At 72.9% G+C, this 15,855-nt stretch carries 14 protein-coding genes; 2 read left to right on the top strand and 12 right to left on the bottom strand.

Annotation, left to right across the window (positions count from 1 at the left end; translation table 11 throughout):
• Positions 1-7 precede the first annotated feature (7 nt).
• The gene (locus EDC34_RS10695) at positions 8-1,357 is read right to left on the bottom strand and encodes a DUF3106 domain-containing protein (protein WP_162797712.1); all 1,350 of its coding nucleotides are present in this window, start codon (positions 1,355-1,357) and stop codon (positions 8-10) included.
• Positions 1,358-1,826: 469 nt separating this feature from the next.
• On the opposite strand from EDC34_RS10695, the gene EDC34_RS10690 reads away from it, so the two are divergent.
• A complete protein-coding gene (locus EDC34_RS10690; RefSeq protein ID WP_114960776.1) occupies positions 1,827-4,013 on the top strand; it encodes a primosomal protein N' in 2,187 nt (728 codons plus the stop codon).
• Positions 4,014-4,027: 14 nt separating this feature from the next.
• Positions 4,028-5,017, top strand: a complete 990-nt coding sequence (gene tal / locus EDC34_RS10685) for a transaldolase (protein WP_425477491.1) — start codon at positions 4,028-4,030, stop codon at positions 5,015-5,017.
• Positions 5,018-5,089: 72 nt separating this feature from the next.
• Here the strand turns inward: tal and rpoH are convergent, their stop codons facing one another.
• From rpoH to EDC34_RS10630, 11 genes are all read right to left on the bottom strand, one after another.
• Complete coding sequence (gene rpoH, locus EDC34_RS10680; protein WP_114960774.1) at positions 5,090-5,971, bottom strand: RNA polymerase sigma factor RpoH; 882 nt, start codon at positions 5,969-5,971, stop codon at positions 5,090-5,092.
• 157 nt (positions 5,972-6,128) lie between these two features.
• Entirely contained in the window at positions 6,129-6,848 is a 720-nt protein-coding gene (gene ung / locus EDC34_RS10675; RefSeq protein ID WP_114960773.1) for a uracil-DNA glycosylase, read from the bottom strand.
• 5 nt (positions 6,849-6,853) lie between these two features.
• Entirely contained in the window at positions 6,854-7,045 is a 192-nt protein-coding gene (locus tag EDC34_RS10670) for a hypothetical protein (RefSeq protein WP_114960772.1), read from the bottom strand.
• A 3-nt stretch (positions 7,046-7,048) separates the two neighbouring features.
• Complete coding sequence (ubiE, locus tag EDC34_RS10665) at positions 7,049-7,810, bottom strand: bifunctional demethylmenaquinone methyltransferase/2-methoxy-6-polyprenyl-1,4-benzoquinol methylase UbiE (RefSeq protein WP_114960771.1); 762 nt, start codon at positions 7,808-7,810, stop codon at positions 7,049-7,051.
• Positions 7,811-7,929: 119 nt separating this feature from the next.
• Positions 7,930-8,094 carry a 50S ribosomal protein L33 gene (rpmG, locus tag EDC34_RS10660; protein WP_114960770.1) on the bottom strand — a complete coding sequence of 55 codons (165 nt, stop codon included), beginning with the start codon at positions 8,092-8,094 and terminating at the stop codon, positions 7,930-7,932.
• Positions 8,095-8,108: 14 nt separating this feature from the next.
• Positions 8,109-8,345, bottom strand: a complete 237-nt coding sequence (gene rpmB, locus EDC34_RS10655) for a 50S ribosomal protein L28 (RefSeq protein WP_072755037.1) — start codon at positions 8,343-8,345, stop codon at positions 8,109-8,111.
• A gap of 148 nt (positions 8,346-8,493) precedes the next feature.
• Positions 8,494-9,246 (bottom strand): CPBP family intramembrane glutamic endopeptidase, encoded by a 753-nt coding sequence (locus EDC34_RS10650; RefSeq protein ID WP_114960769.1) that lies wholly within the window; start codon positions 9,244-9,246, stop codon positions 8,494-8,496.
• A gap of 46 nt (positions 9,247-9,292) precedes the next feature.
• Entirely contained in the window at positions 9,293-11,074 is a 1,782-nt protein-coding gene (locus EDC34_RS10645; RefSeq protein ID WP_114960805.1) for a DUF885 domain-containing protein, read from the bottom strand.
• Positions 11,075-11,191: 117 nt separating this feature from the next.
• Positions 11,192-12,463 (bottom strand): TolC family protein, encoded by a 1,272-nt coding sequence (locus EDC34_RS10640; RefSeq protein WP_132982886.1) that lies wholly within the window; start codon positions 12,461-12,463, stop codon positions 11,192-11,194.
• The gene (locus EDC34_RS10635) at positions 12,460-12,765 is read right to left on the bottom strand and encodes a DUF3240 family protein (protein ID WP_114960767.1); all 306 of its coding nucleotides are present in this window, start codon (positions 12,763-12,765) and stop codon (positions 12,460-12,462) included. Before EDC34_RS10635 ends, EDC34_RS10640 begins: the two co-directional genes overlap by 4 nt.
• Positions 12,762-15,851, bottom strand: coding sequence for an efflux RND transporter permease subunit (locus EDC34_RS10630; RefSeq protein ID WP_114960766.1), 3,090 nt, complete (start codon positions 15,849-15,851; stop codon positions 12,762-12,764). The genes EDC34_RS10635 and EDC34_RS10630 overlap by 4 nt, the downstream gene beginning before the upstream one ends.
• Positions 15,852-15,855: the final 4 nt, after the last annotated feature.

Genomic DNA, 15,855 nt, shown 5'->3' with positions numbered 1-15,855 from the left:
GAGACGCTCAGCGCTGCAGCTGCGCCTGCAGCCATGCCGAGCGGCGGGTGGGTGGTTCCGCCAGCAGGGTGCGGCGCAGCGTGGCACGGGCCTGCGGCGGGGTGGTCTGGGCCAGCCGCGCCAGGGCCTCGAGGTCGTCGCCGCTCAGTTCGCGCAGCAGCTGCAGCAGGGCCGCGCGTTCGCCGGCGTCCACGAATGCGAACAGCGGGGCGATCCGCGGCCAGTCGCGGCCCAGGCGCGGGCCGAGGTGCCAGCCGCGGTGGGCATCGAACGGCTGCTGCGCGTAGCGCGCCTGCAGCGCCTGCTGCTCGGGTGCGGGCAGGGCGTCGAAGTGGGCGGCGATCGCGCGCAGCTGCGTGCGCTCGGATTCGGGCAGGGCCTGCCAGTCGGCCCACGCAGCGCGTGCCTGCGCGCGCGCGGCCGGGGCCAAACGTTCCCATGCCTGCGTGCGCCGGGCGAGTTCGGCAGCGTCGGGTGGGAGGTCGATGGCCGCAGGGGCGACGGCGGGATCGGCGGCGGGATCGGCGGGCGGCAGCGCCGCGGCATCGGCGGCCAGCCAGGCCAGCAGCGGAAGCCGGCGCGCCAGCGCGAGTTCGCGCGGGGCCAGCAGCAGGGCGCGATCCGGCTGCAGCGCCGGGTCGGCGGGATCGAAGCGGGCTTTCGGTGGGTCCGCCGGCGGCAGCGATTGCACCTGCACGCGCTGGCGCCAGGCGTCGATCGCCGCGCGCGTGCCCGGTTGCAGCAGGTAAGTGGCGGCCAGCGCCAGTGCACACAGCAGCACGCCCAGCCACAGCCAGCGCAGGCGGCGGCGCGCCGTGTGGTCCGCGGTGGCGGGTGCGGGCAGTGCTGCTTCGAGCGGTGTGGGCGCGGTGTCCGGCAGTGCATCCAGCGTGCGCTTGACCGCGGCGCTCCAGGCCCGCCACACGTCGAGATCGGGCTGGCCCAGCGCGTCCCGAGGCAGGGCGTCGCGGATGCGGCCTTGGTAGGCCGCGACGGGGAGATCGAGCGCGGCGGCGGCATCGGCATCTTCCAGCCCGGCCACCAGGTGCAGCAGCACCGCGGCGCGGGCGGGCGGTGGCAGGCGCGCGATCCCCGGCAGCGGGCCGGCCGCCGGGCGCGCGACGCCGCGGCCCATCGCCGGCACCGACAGCAGCAGCCGCCAGAACTGCAGCGGCCATTGCGACATCGGCCAGCCGGCGGCATCGCCGGCGAACACCCGGGTGGCGACCGCCAGCGCACGCCGCGCGGCCTCCTCGTCGCCGGCCTGCACCCGCGCCAGCAGGCGCGCGCGGCGATCCACCCCGCGCAGGAACGCGGTGACCGCCGCAGGGGTCGCGGGCGGGGAAGACGGGGTCATGGCAGGCGCGCGGGCACGCCCCATCTTAGCCCCGGCCGGGCCCGACGAGAGGCTTGACAGGTGCCCACCGCAAGGCTCCGCAAGCAATGGCGCGGGCTGTGGGCAACTCAGTTGTGCACAGCCGTAAAAATGCCTTCACATGCCCGGTTCCACGCCTGAACGTCCGTTCAGACTCTTGGTGTTCCACGTGCAAGTGCCTGTTTCGAAAAGGGTTGCCGCGTGTGGCGATTTTTTGACCAGAGCCCTGCGGGCCTTTGAATCCGCGCCCTGCGCGACCCGCTCCCGGTCGTATGCACAAGCTTATCCACAGGCGATGTGGATAAGGAATGTTTGCCATCGGAAACAAGAGCTTGCGCGCTTTTGGTGATTCCGCGTGAAGCTATGCCCGGCAAGCTCGCCTTGACACCGGCGCGCATCAGGCCGCTGATGGCGCGGGGCGTGCGCCGGGTGGCGGCGCTAGACTGGGCCGATGCCTGTTCCCGTCCCGACCCTGCAGGTGGCGCTGCCGGTGCCGCTGCCGCGCCTGTTCGACTACCTGCCGCCGCCGGGGATCGCCGCGGCGGAGGTCGCGGTCGGGCAGCGGGTGCGGGTGCCGTTCGGCAGCCGCGAGCTGTGTGGGGTGGTGCTGGGCCACGGCGAGGCCGCGCCCGGGGTGGAGCTGCGGGCCGCACTGGCCTTGCCTGATCCAGCGCCGCTGCTGCACGGCGAACTGCTGGCCAGCCTGCGCTGGCTGGCCGGCTATCTGCACGCGCCGGTGGGCGAGGTGCTGGCCACCGCGCTACCGGCGGCGCTACGCCGCGGTGAGCCGCTGCCGGACACCACCCGTCATGGCTGGGTGCTTAGCGAGGCTGGGCGCACCGCGTTGCCGGGCCTGCGCGCGGGCAAGCCGCGGGCGTTGGCCGAGCAGTTGGTCGATCCGCGCGACGAGGACTGGCTGGATGCCACCCTGCCCGGCTGGCGCGCGCCGCTGCGGCGTCTGCGCGAGCGCGGGCTGGTCGCGCGGATCGTGCTGCCGGATGCGCCCGCGCCGGCGCCTCGGACGGCAGCGTTCTCGCCCAATCCCGAGCAGCAGGCGGCGATCGCGGCGATCACCGCGGCCCAGGGCTTCACCCCCTTCCTGCTGGAGGGCGTCACCGGCAGCGGCAAGACCGAGGTCTATCTGCAGGCGATCGCCGCCTGCCTGGCCCGCGGCCGGCAGGCCTTGGTGCTGGTGCCGGAGATCGGCCTGACCCCGCAGATGCTGGCGCGCTTCCGCGACCGCCTCGGAGTGTCGGTGCTGGCGCTGCATTCCGGGCTGGGCGATGGCGAGCGCGCCGCGGCCTGGCTGGCGGCCGCGCGCGGGCAGGCGCGGGTGATCGTCGGCACCCGCTCGGCGGTGTTCGTGCCGCTGCCGGAGCCGGGGCTGGTGGTGGTCGACGAGGAGCACGACGGCAGCTACAAGCAGTTCGACGGCATCCGCTACCAGGCCCGCGATTTCGCACTGGTGCGCGCGCGCGCGCTGGGCGTGCCGGTGGTGCTGGGTAGCGCCACCCCGTCGCTGGAAAGCCTGCACAACGCGCAAGCCGGGCGCTACGTGCACCTGCGCCTGCGCCAGCGCGCGGGTGCCGCGCAGCCGCCGCCGGTGCGGGTGGTGGACGTGCGCAAGCGCCCGCTGCAGGCCGGACTGTCGCCGCAGGCGCTGGAGGCGATCGCATCTGCCCTGGCTGCTGGTGGCCAGGTGCTGGTGTTCCGCAACCGCCGCGGCTACGCGCCGGTGCTGCTGTGCCACGACTGCGGCTGGAGCGCGCACTGCCCGCGCTGCAGCAGCGAGGAGCGGCCGATGCCGATGACCGTGCATGCACAGGGCAAGCGCCTGCAATGCCACCACTGCGGGTATCGCAAGCCTGCGCCGCCGGCCTGCCCGGACTGCGCCAGCCTCGCCCTGCAGCCGCAGGGCAACGGCACCGAACGCATCGAGGAGGCGCTGCAGGCGCGCTTTGCGGACGTGCCGGTGCTGCGCATCGACCGTGGCAGCACCGGCCACCGCGATGCCCTGCAGCGGCATTTCGACGCGCTCGGCACGCGCCCGGGCATCCTGGTCGGCACCCAGATGCTGGCCAAGGGCCACGACCTGCCGAACCTGACCCTGGTGGTGGTGGTCGGGATCGACGAAGGCCTGTTCTCGGCCGATTTCCGCAGCGGCGAGAAGCTGGCGCAGCTGCTGGTGCAGGTGTCCGGCCGCGCCGGACGCGCCGCGCGCGCGGGCGAGGTGCTGGTGCAGACCCACCATCCCGAACACCCGCTGCTGCAAACCCTGCTGCGCGGCGGCTATCCCGCGTTCGCGCAGGCCGAGCTGGCGCTGCGCGAGGCCGCCGGGTTGCCGCCGTTCGCGCACATGGCCTTGCTGCGCGCGGAAGCGCGCCATGCCGAACCGCCGCAGCAGTTCCTGCAGGCGGCGCGGCAGGCGCTGCAGGGCTTCGCGCTGGAAGTCGCCGGCCCGCTGCCGGCGCCGATGCCGCGCCGCGCCGGCCACGTGCGCGCGCAGCTGGTGCTGTGTGCGAACGCGCGCGCCCCGCTGCACGTAGCGCTGCAGGCGGTGATGCCGGTGCTGTACGCGCTGCCGGAGGCGCGCCGGGTGCGTTGGTCGCTGGACGTGGACCCGGCCGACCTGTACTGACCGCGCGCGGCGCGATGCGCGACAATCGCCGGTTCCGACGCACACGCAGACCTCCATCCGTGACTTCCCGACTCGACCAGCTTCGCCAGCATTCCACCGTGGTCGCCGACACCGGCGATATCGAGGCCATCGCCCGCTATGCGCCGATGGATGCCACCACCAATCCGTCCCTGCTGCTGAAGGCGGCCGCGCTGCCGGCGTACGCGCCGCTGGTGCAGGCGGCGCTGGCGCAGGCGGGTGCCGAGGACCGCCTAGGCGATGCCTGCGACCGGCTCGCGGTGGCGATCGGCGCGGAGATCCTCAAGCTGATCCCGGGGCGGGTATCCACCGAGGTCGATGCGCGCCTAAGCTTCGATACCGAGGCCACCATCGCCAAGGCGCGGCGGCTGGTGCAGCTGTATGCCGATGCCGGCATCGGCACCGAGCGCCTGCTGATCAAGATCGCGGCGACCTGGGAGGGCATCCGCGCCGCCGAGCGGCTGGAGCGCGAGGGCATCGCCTGCAACCTCACCCTGCTGTTCTCGTTCGCGCAGGCGCGCGCCTGCGCGGATGCCGGGGTATTCCTGATCTCGCCGTTCGTCGGCCGCATCCTCGACTGGCACCTCGCCCGCGGCCTGCCCGCACCGGCGACGCCCGAGGAGGATCCTGGCGTGCAGTCGGTGCGGCGCATCTGGCAGCACTACAAGCAGCACGGCTACCGCACCGTGGTGATGGGCGCCAGCTTCCGCAACACCGGGCAGGTGCTGGCGCTGGCCGGCTGCGACCGCCTGACCATCGCCCCCGAGCTGCTCGAGCAGCTGGCCGGCGACGAAGGCGAGGTGCCCGTGGCCTTGCGCGCACCGGAGACGACGACGCCCGCGCCGCCGGCGCTGGCTGAAGCTGACTTCCGCTGGCAGCACAACGAGGACGCGATGGCCAGCGACAAGCTGGCCGAGGGCATCCGCAAGTTCGCCGCCGACCAGCGCGCGCTGGAAGCCCTGCTGGCCGCGCGGCTCGCGAGCTGATTTTAAATCCCGAAACGCCGACGGCCCGGAGTGCTCCGGGCCGTCGGCGGCACTGCTTGGATGCGGCGAGGATTACGCCGCGAACAGCGCCTTCATCTTCTTCAGCGCGTTGGCCTCGATCTGGCGGATGCGCTCGGCGGAGACGCCGTACTCGTCGGCCAGTTCCTGCAGGGTGACCTTGCTCTCCGGGTCCAGCCAGCGGCGCTTGATGATGTCGCGCGAACGGGCATCGAGCTTGGCCATGCCTTCGCGCAGGACTTCCAGCTGATCGGCCTCGCTGTCGGCGGACTCGTAGGCGGCGGCGGGATCGGCCTCGTGCGCCACCAGGTAGTTCACCGGCGCCGGCGGGGCGTGCTCGTCGTCGCTGTCGTCGGGCGCGTCGAAGCCGATGTCGCGGCCGGACAGGCGCGCCTCCATCTCCAGCACCTCGTGCTCGGAGACGTTGAGGTCGCGGGCCACCGCGCGCACTTCCTCGGCATTCATCCAGCCCAGGCGGGTCTTGCTCTTGCGCAGGTTGAAGAACAGCTTGCGCTGCGCCTTGGTGGTGGCGACCTTGACGATCCGCCAGTTCTTGATGATGAAGTCGTGCATCTCGGCACGGATCCAATGCACCGCGAAGCTGACCAGGCGCACGCCGACCGCGGGGTCGAAGCGCTTGACCGCCTTCATCAGGCCGATGTTGCCTTCCTGGATCAGGTCGCCCAGCGGCAAGCCGTAGCCGGAATAGCCGCGGGCCACGTGCACCACGAAGCGCAGGTGCGACAGGATCAGCTCCTGCGCCGCGGCGATGTCGTTGTGCTCGCGCAGGCGCAGGGCCAGCCGCTGCTCCTCCTCGGCGGACAGCACAGGGATCTGGTGCACGGCACCGATGTACGCCTCCAGCGAACCCATCGCGCTGGGGATCGGCAGGTTGTGGGCGACGAGTGCGGCGGACGTCATGGCGGATTCCCTCATGCGCTGGATTCTAGCAGTCGCCCCGTATGACTGCTAATCAGGGGTGGAAGTTCCTGAGCGTTGCGTCGGTGGAACAATGGATGTTCAAACACCAGTCAGCCACGCGGCTTGTCAGGTCGATATGCGGGCGCTGCAGCGTGGGATCAAGCCCGGGCGCTCACGTCCCGGCGGCCAGATCCCGCGCCGGCGGCAGGGACCAGTCCACCGGGGTCTGCCCGGTGCGCGCCAGATACTGGTTGGCGGCCGAGAAATGCCCGCAGCCCAGGAAGCCGCGGTGGGCGGACAGCGGCGAGGGGTGCGGCGCCTTCAGCACCCGGTGCCGGCGCGGGTCGATCACCGCGCCCTTCTTCTGCGCGTAGCTGCCCCAGAGCAGGAAGACCAGGTGCTCGCGCTCGCGGTTGAGCACGTCCACCACGTGGTCGGTGAAGCCTTCCCAGCCCTTGCCCTGGTGCGCGCCGGCCTGGCCGGCCTCGACCGTCAGCACGCTGTTGAGCAGCAGCACCCCGCGGCGGGCCCAGGGCAGCAGGCAGCCGTGGTCGGGGCGGACGAAGCCGGTGTCGCGCGCCAGCTCCTTGTAGATGTTGTCCAGCGACGGCGGCACCGGCACCCCCGGGCGTACCGAGAAGCACAGCCCGTGGGCCTGGCCGGGGCCGTGGTACGGGTCCTGGCCGAGGATGACCACCTTCACCGCCTCGAACGGGGTGGCGTCGAACGCGGCGAAGATCTCGCCGCCGGGAGGATAGATGGTGGCGCCGGCCGCCTTGCGCTGGCGCAGGAAGGCGGCGAGCTGGCGCATGTCCTCGCGCGCGAACCAGTCGCCGACGCGGGCCTTCCAGCTCGGCTCCAGGCGGACCGCGGGCGGGGCGGGCGCATCCATCCCGGTCAGATCACGCCGCGCTTCTTCTCGAACAGCAGGTAGCCCACGCCGACCGCCGCGCCGATGCCCAGCGCCGCCGGCCAGCCCAGCGGGCTCAGCCACTTCACCAGCCCGGCCGCGAGCAGGCCCAGCACCACGAACTGCGAGTAGCGCCAGGGGCTGTCGCGGAAGTTCTGCAGCGGCGGCTGTGCGGTCATGGCTCAGGCTTTGTAGCCGGTGTGGATGGCCACGATCCCGGCGCTCAGGTTGCGGTAGCTGCAGCGCACCAGCCCCGCCGCCTCCATCATCGCCTTGAGGGCGCCCTGCGGCGGATGCTTGCGGATCGACTCGGCGAGGTAGCGGTAGCTGTCGGCGTCGTTGGCCAGCAGCCGGCCCAGCCGCGGCAGCACCTGGAACGAGTGGAAGTCGTACAGCGGCCGGAACCACTCGGCCTTCACTTCCGAGAACTCCAGCACCCGCGCCTGCCCGCCGGGCTTGAGCACCCGGGCGATCTCGCGCAGGGCGGCGTCCTTGTCGGTGACGTTGCGCAGGCCGAAGGCCATCGTCACCAGGTCGAAGTTGGCGTCGGGGAACGGCAGGCGCTCGGCGTTGCACTGCACGTACGTAAAGCCGCGCACGTTCCCGCGGTCGGTCATGCGGTCGCGGCCCACGCGCAGCATGTCGCCGTTGATGTCGCCCAGCACCAGCTCGCCGGTCTCGCCCACGCGGTCCTTCAGCAGCGCGGCGATGTCGCCGGTGCCGCCGGCCAGGTCCAGCACGCGATCGCCCTTCCTGACCTGCGAGGTGGCGACGAAGAAGCGCTTCCAGACCCGATGGATGCCCAGGCTCATGGCATCGTTCATCACGTCGTACTTGCGCGCCACCGACGAGAACACCTCGCCGACCAGCTTCTGCTTCTCGGCCACCGGCACCTCGCGGAAGCCGAAGTGGGTGGTGCCGGGGGTGCCCGTGGGTTCGCTCATGCGGCGATTATCGCACCGCCGGCGCGACGCGGCGCAGGGCGCGGGAACACCCGGCCCGGAAACGCAAAGCCCGCCTTGCGGCGGGCCTTGCAGTAGTGCATCCCGGAAGATCGGGCGGCTTACTTGATCTTGCCTTCCTTGTACATCACGTGCTTGCGAACGACGGGGTCGTACTTGCTGACCTCCATCTTGTTCGGCGTGTTCTTCTTGTTCTTGTCGGTGGTGTAGAAGTGGCCGGTGCCGGCCGAGGAGATCAGGCGGATCTTGTCGCGCTTGGAAGCCATGGTTCGATCCTCCCTTAGACCTTCAGGCCCTGCTTGCGCAGGTCGGCGAGCACGGCGTCGATGCCGTTCTTGTCGATGGTGCGCAGCGCGGCGGTGGAAACACGGAGCTTGACCCAACGGTTTTCGGAGGCGACCCAGAAGCGGCGCTCGTGGAGGTTGGGCTGGAAGCGACGACGCGTCTTGCGGTTGGAGTGCGAGACGTTGTTGCCGGTCGTCGTGCGCTTGCCGGTGACTTGGCAGACTTTGGACACTGGGCACCTCGATGGTGGTTGGGTTGTCGCCCGTAGCCCGGGAGACGGCGGCCCCGGCACGCGGCCGGGAAGGCGCTGCAGGACGCAGCGAGCCGCGCATTATGCCCGCCACGCGGGCGCGCCGCAAGCCACCGGGCCGCTGGCGCCGTCAGCCGGCGGCGGGCGCGGCGGGCGGGGAGGGGGCCGGGCGCGGCCAGGCCAGCACGATCGCCAGCAGCACCAGGTGCACGGCGGCCGAGACCAGGCGGTTGCCGGCCACCTCCAGCACCGCGCCGGGCCAGGCCTGCGACAGCAGGCTGTTGCCCAGGTTCCAGCCCCAGTGCAGGCCCACCGCGGCCCACAGCGAGCCGAAGCGGTAGGCGGCCGCGCCGTAGGCCAGGCCGAGGCAGAACAGCCGCAGCTGCTCGCTGAGCCCCCAGTCGAAGCGCCAGACGTGGTTGAGGGTGTACAGCAGCGCCGAACCGAGCACGTAGCCCCAGGGCCCCAGCGGGCGCGGGGTCAGGCGCAGCAGGAAGCCGCGGGTGAGGATGTCCTCGGCCAGCGATGGCACGAAGGTGCTGACCACCGCCAGCGCGACCGCCGGCGCCGCCAGCGCCACCATCGGGGTGAAGCGCTCCATGCCCAGCCCCAGCGCTAGCGCCTCGCCGGCCAGCTTCGCCAGTACCGCGAGCAGGAACATGCCCAGCAGCAGCCCGGCCCAGTGCCGCCCGTGCAGGCCGAACGCGCGGTAGCCGCTGCCGTCGATCCAGCGCCCCACCGGCCATGCCAGCAGCAGCGCGGCCAGCATCAACGCCGGCCCCAGCGGGTTGCCGGGCGCGTACACGGTCTGCAGGCCTTCCGAGGCCTGGTACACGACGAACAGCAGCAGGAAGCCGGCCAGCAGCCGGGCATGCGTGCGCATAGGGAACCCCGTCGAGAACGTCCGGCCAGTGCGGCCGGGCGCGATCCTAGCGCACCGCCGCCGGCGTCGCACCGGAGGGCGTGGCGGCCTGCTGCGCGGCGATCCAGGCCCGTACCTGCGCCTGCAGCACCGGCAGCGGCACCGCGCCTTGGCCGAGCACCACGTCGTGGAAGGCGCGCACGTCGAAGCGTGCGCCCAGCGCGGTTTCCGCCTCGCGCCGCAGCGCGCGGATGGTGAGTTCGCCCAGCGTGTAGCTCAGCGCCTGCGCCGGCCAGCTGATGTAGCGGTCCACCTCGGTGGCGATCTCGTGTTCGGACAGCGCGGTGTTCTCGCGCAGGTAAGCCTGGGCGCGCGCGCGGCTCCAGCCGTAATGGTGGATGCCGGTATCGATCACCAGCCGGCAGGCGCGCCATATCGCGTAGGTGAGGCGGCCGAATTCCTCGTAGGGCGTCTGGTAGATGCCCATTTCCTCGCCCAGCCACTCGCTGTACAGCGCCCAGCCCTCGCCATAGGCGCTGATGTACTCCTTGCGGAAGCCCGGCAGCGTGCCCTGCTCGCGCACCAGCATCTGTTGCAGCGAATGTCCGGGCGCGGACTCGTGCAGGGTCAGCGCCGGCAGGGTGTACAGCGGACGGCTGGGCAGGTCGTAGGTATTGACCCAGTACACGTCCGCGCTGCCGCGGCCGGCGGTCCAGTACGGCGCGATCGCCGCCGGCACCGGCTCGATGGTGAAGCGCCCGCGCGGCAGGGTGCCGATCAGGCGGCCGAGCTGGCCGTCCACCCGCTTGCTGATCCAGGCCGCGCGCTCCAGCAGCAGCTGCGGCGTCTGCGCGTAGAACTGCGGATCGGTGCGCAGGAAGGCGAGGAAATCGGCGAACCGGGTCTTCGGCGAGCGCCCGCGGAAGCCGAGACGGTCGATGATCGCCTCCATCTGCGCGCGCAGGTCGGCGACCTCGCGCAGGCCGATTGCATGGATCTGCTCGGGCGCCAGGTCGAGGGTGGTGTAGCGGCGGATCTGCTCGCGGTAGTAGGCCTTGCCGTCAGGCAGGGCTTCGGCGGCCAGGGTGGTGCGCGCGCGTGGCAGGTATTCCTCGCGGAAGAACGCCAGCAGCCGGCGGTAGGCGGGGATCACCGCATCGCGGATCGCGGCGCGGCCTTCCGCGCGCAGCGCGTCCTGCTCGGCGGCCGGGATCGTCGCCGGCAGCTTCGCATAGGGCGCATACAGCGCGGCGGCTTCCGGGTCCTGCAGGGTGGCCACCGCGGCGATCGCGCCGTCGCGCCCGGCGAGCACCGCGCGCGGCACCGAGAACCCGCGCGCCAGCCCGGCGCGCATGTTGGCGATCTGCTGGTCGAAGTAGCGCGGCACGTCGCGCAGGCGCGCGGCGTAGGCGCGGTAGGCGGCGGCATCGCGCAGCTCGGCGCGCGCCATGAAGTCGAGGTCCGACCAGAACGCGCTGTCGGAATTGAACGGCATCTCGTATTCGCGAAAGCGCAGCGCGGCGATCCGGTGCTCGATCTGCGGCCGGTACACCGCGTAGTTCAGGCGCTCGCCGGGCGAGAGCGCGGCCTCATCGATCGCCTCCAGCCGGCGCAGCACGTCCTGCAGATAGGCCAGGCGTGCGGTTTGCGCAGGGGCGCCGACGTCGGGCAGGCGCTCCTGCGTGGCAGCATCCGCACCGGTATCGCTGTCCTCATTCCAGCCACCGGCCTGCTGCGTCCGCCATGCCCACTCCGACTGGTAGATCGCGCGGAAGGCGGCATCGGCGACGGTGCCCTGCGCCGGTGCCTGCGCGCGCGCCAGCGCGGGGAGCAGGCACAGGGCGAGCATGAGCGTGCGCAGCGGTGCGGTCACGGCGGGGCTTCCAGGGGGCGGGGCTGCGGATCGTAGCACCGGCCTCCGCGCGTCAGTCCGTTGCGGGCGGCCGCTGCCGGCACGCCTGTGCGCTCACTCGCGCGGCGTGCCGTCGGCCTCGTCCTCGTTGTCGTGCCACAGCTCGTGGCTGTCGATCCGCACCAGCAGCGCCGCTTCCAGCGCGTCCACCCGCGCCTGGCGCTCCTGGCTGCGGCTGGCGCGGGCGTTGCGCTGCGCCAGCAACCATTCGGCCAGCGGTGCCTCGCCCAGTTCCCAGGCGCGCCGGGTGCGCGCGGTGGCGGCTTCCTGCGCGGTGGCCGCGGCCTGCAGCGCCTGCCACTGCGCGTGCCGCGCCTCGGCGAGGTCGGCGGTGGCCTGGGCCTCGCGCGTGATCGTCAGCCGCATGCCGTCCACGTCGGCCTGCGCCATGTCGGCGCGCGCTGCCTCGCGCGCGGCGACGTCGCGCCGGTAGCGGCCGCCCAGCGGCACCGACAGCACCACCCCGACCGCGCGCTCGGCGCCGCCGCGGTCGTCCAGCACGCGCAGGCCGATGCTCGGGTCGGGTAGGCGGTCGGCGCGTGCGCGCGCGGCCACCTGCTGCTGGCGCAGCGCGTCCTGTTCGGCGATGGCGATCTCATGGCTGCGCGCGATGATCAGGTCGCGCCAGTAGGCGACGCCGCCCGGCAGCGGTGCCGGGTCCGGCAGCGACGGCGGCGTGGCCGGCAGCGGCAGCTGCGGGTAGGTGACGGCCAGCGCCTTGCGCGCGGCTTCGGCCTCGGCGGCGGTGCGCAGCGCCTCGGCCTGCAGCTGCGCGAGCTCGGCGTCCATGGTGTCCAGCTCGCGGCGCGCGGCATCGCCCAGCTGCACCCGGCGCGCCAGCGCCTGGCGCGCCTGCCGCATCAGCTCCAGCTGCGCCTGCGCGTCGGCGTCCAGCAGGCGCGCGCGCAGCCAGCCCATCCAGTCATGGCCCAGCCGGCGTGCGGCCTGGTGGGTGGCGTCGTCGATCCGCAGGTTCGCGGCGATGTCCGCATGCTGGCCGATCGCACGGTCCAGCGCGGCCTTGCCCGGAAGCCGGATGCGGCGGCTGATCTGGCCCTCGAACTCGCGGTAGCGCAGGCCGGGTGCCACGCTGCGCCGCTGCGGGATCAGCAGCGCTTCCCATTCGTAGCTGCCGGCCGCCAGCGCGCGCGAGTCGGCATGGGTGGCCTGCGCCGCCGCGACCGCGGCGCGCACCTCGGGCTGGGCGGCCAACGCGCGCTGGGCCAGCGGCTCCGGTGGCAGGAACCCGGTGTCGCCGGCGTGCGCCGGGAACGCGCCCAGCGCCAGCGCCAGCAATGGCGGGGCGATCGCGGTGTACATCCTCATGCCAGCCTCCCCGCCGCCAGCACCGGCTCGGTCCACCAGCGCACGTCCTGCGAGGCCACCGTGGCGCGCACCGCATCCAGCGCCACGTCCAGCTGCGCCGGGTCGATCAGCATCCACAGCACCCGCCGCTGCACGCGCCCGCGCACCTGCTCGCCCGCGGAGGCGCGCCGGAAATCGCTGGTGTGGCCCTCGGCGTGGAACAGGGTGTAGCCGGGCAGGCCGGCGTGCGCGGACAGGGCCTCGGTGATGCCGTCCTCCAGCTCCGGCGGGAACACCAGGGTCATGCGGATCGGCGTGCTCATGGCGAGGCTCCGGGGGCGGTCGGCGCGGGATGGGCGAAGCGGCGGTACAGCAGCGGCAGCAGCAGCAGGGTCAGCGCGGTCGAACTCACCAGCCCGCCGATCACCACGATCGCCAGCGGGCGCTGGATCTCCGAGCCGGGCCCGCTGGCCAGCAGCAGCGGCACCAGCCCGAACGCGGTGATGCTGGCGGTCATCAGCACCGGGCGCAGGCGCCGCAGCGCGCCCTCGCGCACCACCCGCTCGATCGGCAGCCCCAGGGCGTGCAGCTGGTTGAAGTGCGCCACCAGCACCAGCCCGTTGAGCACCGCGATGCCGAGCAGGGCGATGAAGCCGACCGAGGCCGGAACCGACAGGTACTGCCCCGACAGCCACAGCGCGAGGATGCCGCCGACCAGCGCGAACGGGATGTTGCCGAGGATCAGCAGCGCCTGGCGCGCCGAGCCGAAGGTCATGAACAGCACCACGAAGATCAGCCCCAGCGCGACCGGCACCACCAGCCCGAGGCGCGCGGCGGCGCGCTGCTGGTTCTCGAACTGGCCGCCCCACACCAGCCGGTAGCCGGGCGGCAGCGGCACCTGGCGCGCCACCGCGGCGCGCGCCTCGGCCACGAAGCCGACCAGGTCGCGCCCGCTGACGTTGGACTGGATCAGGGCGAAGCGCGAGCCGCCTTCGCGGCGCACCGCGACCGGGCCGGCGGCGGGGGCGATGGTGGCCACGGCCGTGAGCGGGATGTCGCCGTTGCCGTCGCCGCGCGCCAGCAGGCTGCGCCCGAAGCGCTCGGCCGATTGCCGCAGGTCGCCGTCGCCGCGCACCAGGATCGGGGTGCGCTTGTCGGGTTCGATCACGCTGCCCGCGCGCATGCCTTCCAGCTGCGCGCGCAGCTCGTCCTGCACCGCGCTGACGCTGAGCCCGGCGCGGCCGGCGGCCTGCGGATCCACCCGCACCTGCAGGTACTGCACGTGGTCGGCGGCCTGGGTGAGCACGTCCTGCGCGCCGCGGATGCCTTCCAGGGTGGCGGCGATGCGCGCGGACAGCTCGCCCAGCGTCGCCAGGTCCGGGCCGAACACCTTGATCGCCACGTCGCCGCGGCTGCCGGTCAGCATCTCCGACACCCGCATCTCGATCGGCTGGGTGAAGCCGTAGTCCAGCCCCGGGAAATCCGCCATCACCTTGCGAATGCGCTCGGCCAGCGCCTCCTTGTCCGCGACCTGCCACGCATCGCGCGGCGCCAGCTGCATGAACAGGTCGGTCTCGTTCAGGCCCATCGGGTCCAACCCGAGCTCGTCCGAGCCGGCGCGCGCGATGACGTGGCGCACCTCCGGCACCCGCGCCCGGATCGCGCGCGCCACCGCATCGTCGGTCGCCAGCGAGGCCTGCAGGCTGATCGAGGCCGGCTTCTGCAGCTGCAGCAGGATGTCGCCTTCGTCCATGGTCGGCATGAAGGTCTTGCCGGTGCCCAGCCAGGCCAGAACGCCCAGCAGCAGGGCGCCGGCAGCCGCGCCCAGCGCCACCCGCGGATGCGCCAGCGCGCGCTCCAGCAGCGGCTGGTACAGCGCATGCAGCCGGCGCATCAGCCACGGCTCGCCGTGCGCGCGCTCCTTCAGCAGCAGCGAGGCCAGCACCGGCACCAGGGTCAGCGACAGCAGCAGCGAGGCGCCCAAGGCGAACACGATGGTCAGCGCCACCGGTGCGAACAGCTTGCCTTCCAGCCCCTGCAGGGTCAGCAGCGGCATGAAGGTGAGGCAGATGATGAGGATGCCGGCGGCGACCGGCACCGCCACCTCGCGGGTAGCGGCGTACACCCGGTGCAGGCGCGGCAGGTGCGCGCCGGGCGCATGCGGGTCGAGCCGGCTGACGGCGTTCTCCACCACCACCACCGCGGCGTCCACCAGCATGCCGATCGCGATCGCCAGCCCGCCCAGGCTCATCAGGTTGGCGCTCATCCCGGTCAGCCGCATCAGCAGGAAAGTGGCCAGCGCCGCGAACGGCAGCATCAGCGCCACCACCAGCGCCGCGCGCAATTCGCCCAGGAACAGCAGCAGCAGCACCACCACCAGCACGGTGGCCTCCAGCAGCGCGTGCTCGACGGTGCCGACCGCGCGCTGGATCAGGCTGCTGCGGTCGTAGAACGGCACGATCCGCACCCCCGGCGGCAGGCCCGGGGCCAGCTCGTCCAGGCGCTGGCGCACCGACGTGACCAGGGTGCTGGCATCCGCGCCGCGCAGCGCGACGACGATGCCCTCGACCGTCTCGCCCTTGCCGTCGCGGGTCACCGCGCCGTAGCGGGTCAGCGCGTCCACCCGCACCTGCGCCACGTCGCCCACCCGCAGCGGCGGCGGGCCTTCGCGCAGCGGTAGCGCGGCGATGTCGGCGGCGCCGCGCAGCGCGCCCTCGACGCGCACGATCAGGGTTTCCTCGCCGGCATCCACCCGCCCGGCGCCGTCGTTGCGGTTGTTGCGTTCGATCGCCTGCGCGAGGTCGGCCAGGCTCAGGCCGGCCTGCGCCAGCTTGGCCGGGTCCGGCACCACCACGAAGCTGCGCGCCTGCCCGCCCAGCGCGTTGACGTCCGCCACCCCGGGCAGGGTGCGCAGCGCCGGGCGCAGGGTCCAGTCGAGCAGGGTGCGGCGCTGGGCCAGGCTCAGGCCGCCGCCCTCGATGCTGAACATGTATACGTCCGACAGCGGGGTGGAGATCGGCGCCAGCCCGCCCTCGATGCCGGCCGGCAGGCCCGGCGCCACCGCGGCATAGCGCTCCGCGACCTGCTGCCGCGCCCAGTAGAGGTCGGTGCCTTCCTCGAAGTCGAGGGTGAGGTCGGCGATCGCGTACTTGGCGGTGGAGCGCAGCATGCTGGCGCGCGGGGTGCCCAGCAGTTCCATTTCCAGCGGCGCGATCACGCGCTGCTCCACTTCCTCCGGGGTCATGCCCGGGGCCTTCAGGATCAGCTTGACCTGGGTCGGGGAGATGTCGGGATAGGCGTCGATCGGCAGGTGCGCGAATGCCCAGGCGCCGGCCGCGGCGAGCCCGAGCGCGGCCAGCAGGACCAGCAGGCGCTGGCGCAGCGAGAAGTCGGTGAGGCGGGTCAGCACGGCG

The organism is Thermomonas haemolytica, from assembly GCF_004346265.1.
GTDB lineage: Bacteria > Pseudomonadota > Gammaproteobacteria > Xanthomonadales > Xanthomonadaceae > Thermomonas > Thermomonas haemolytica.
This window is presented reverse-complemented; position numbering and strand designations above follow the sequence as displayed.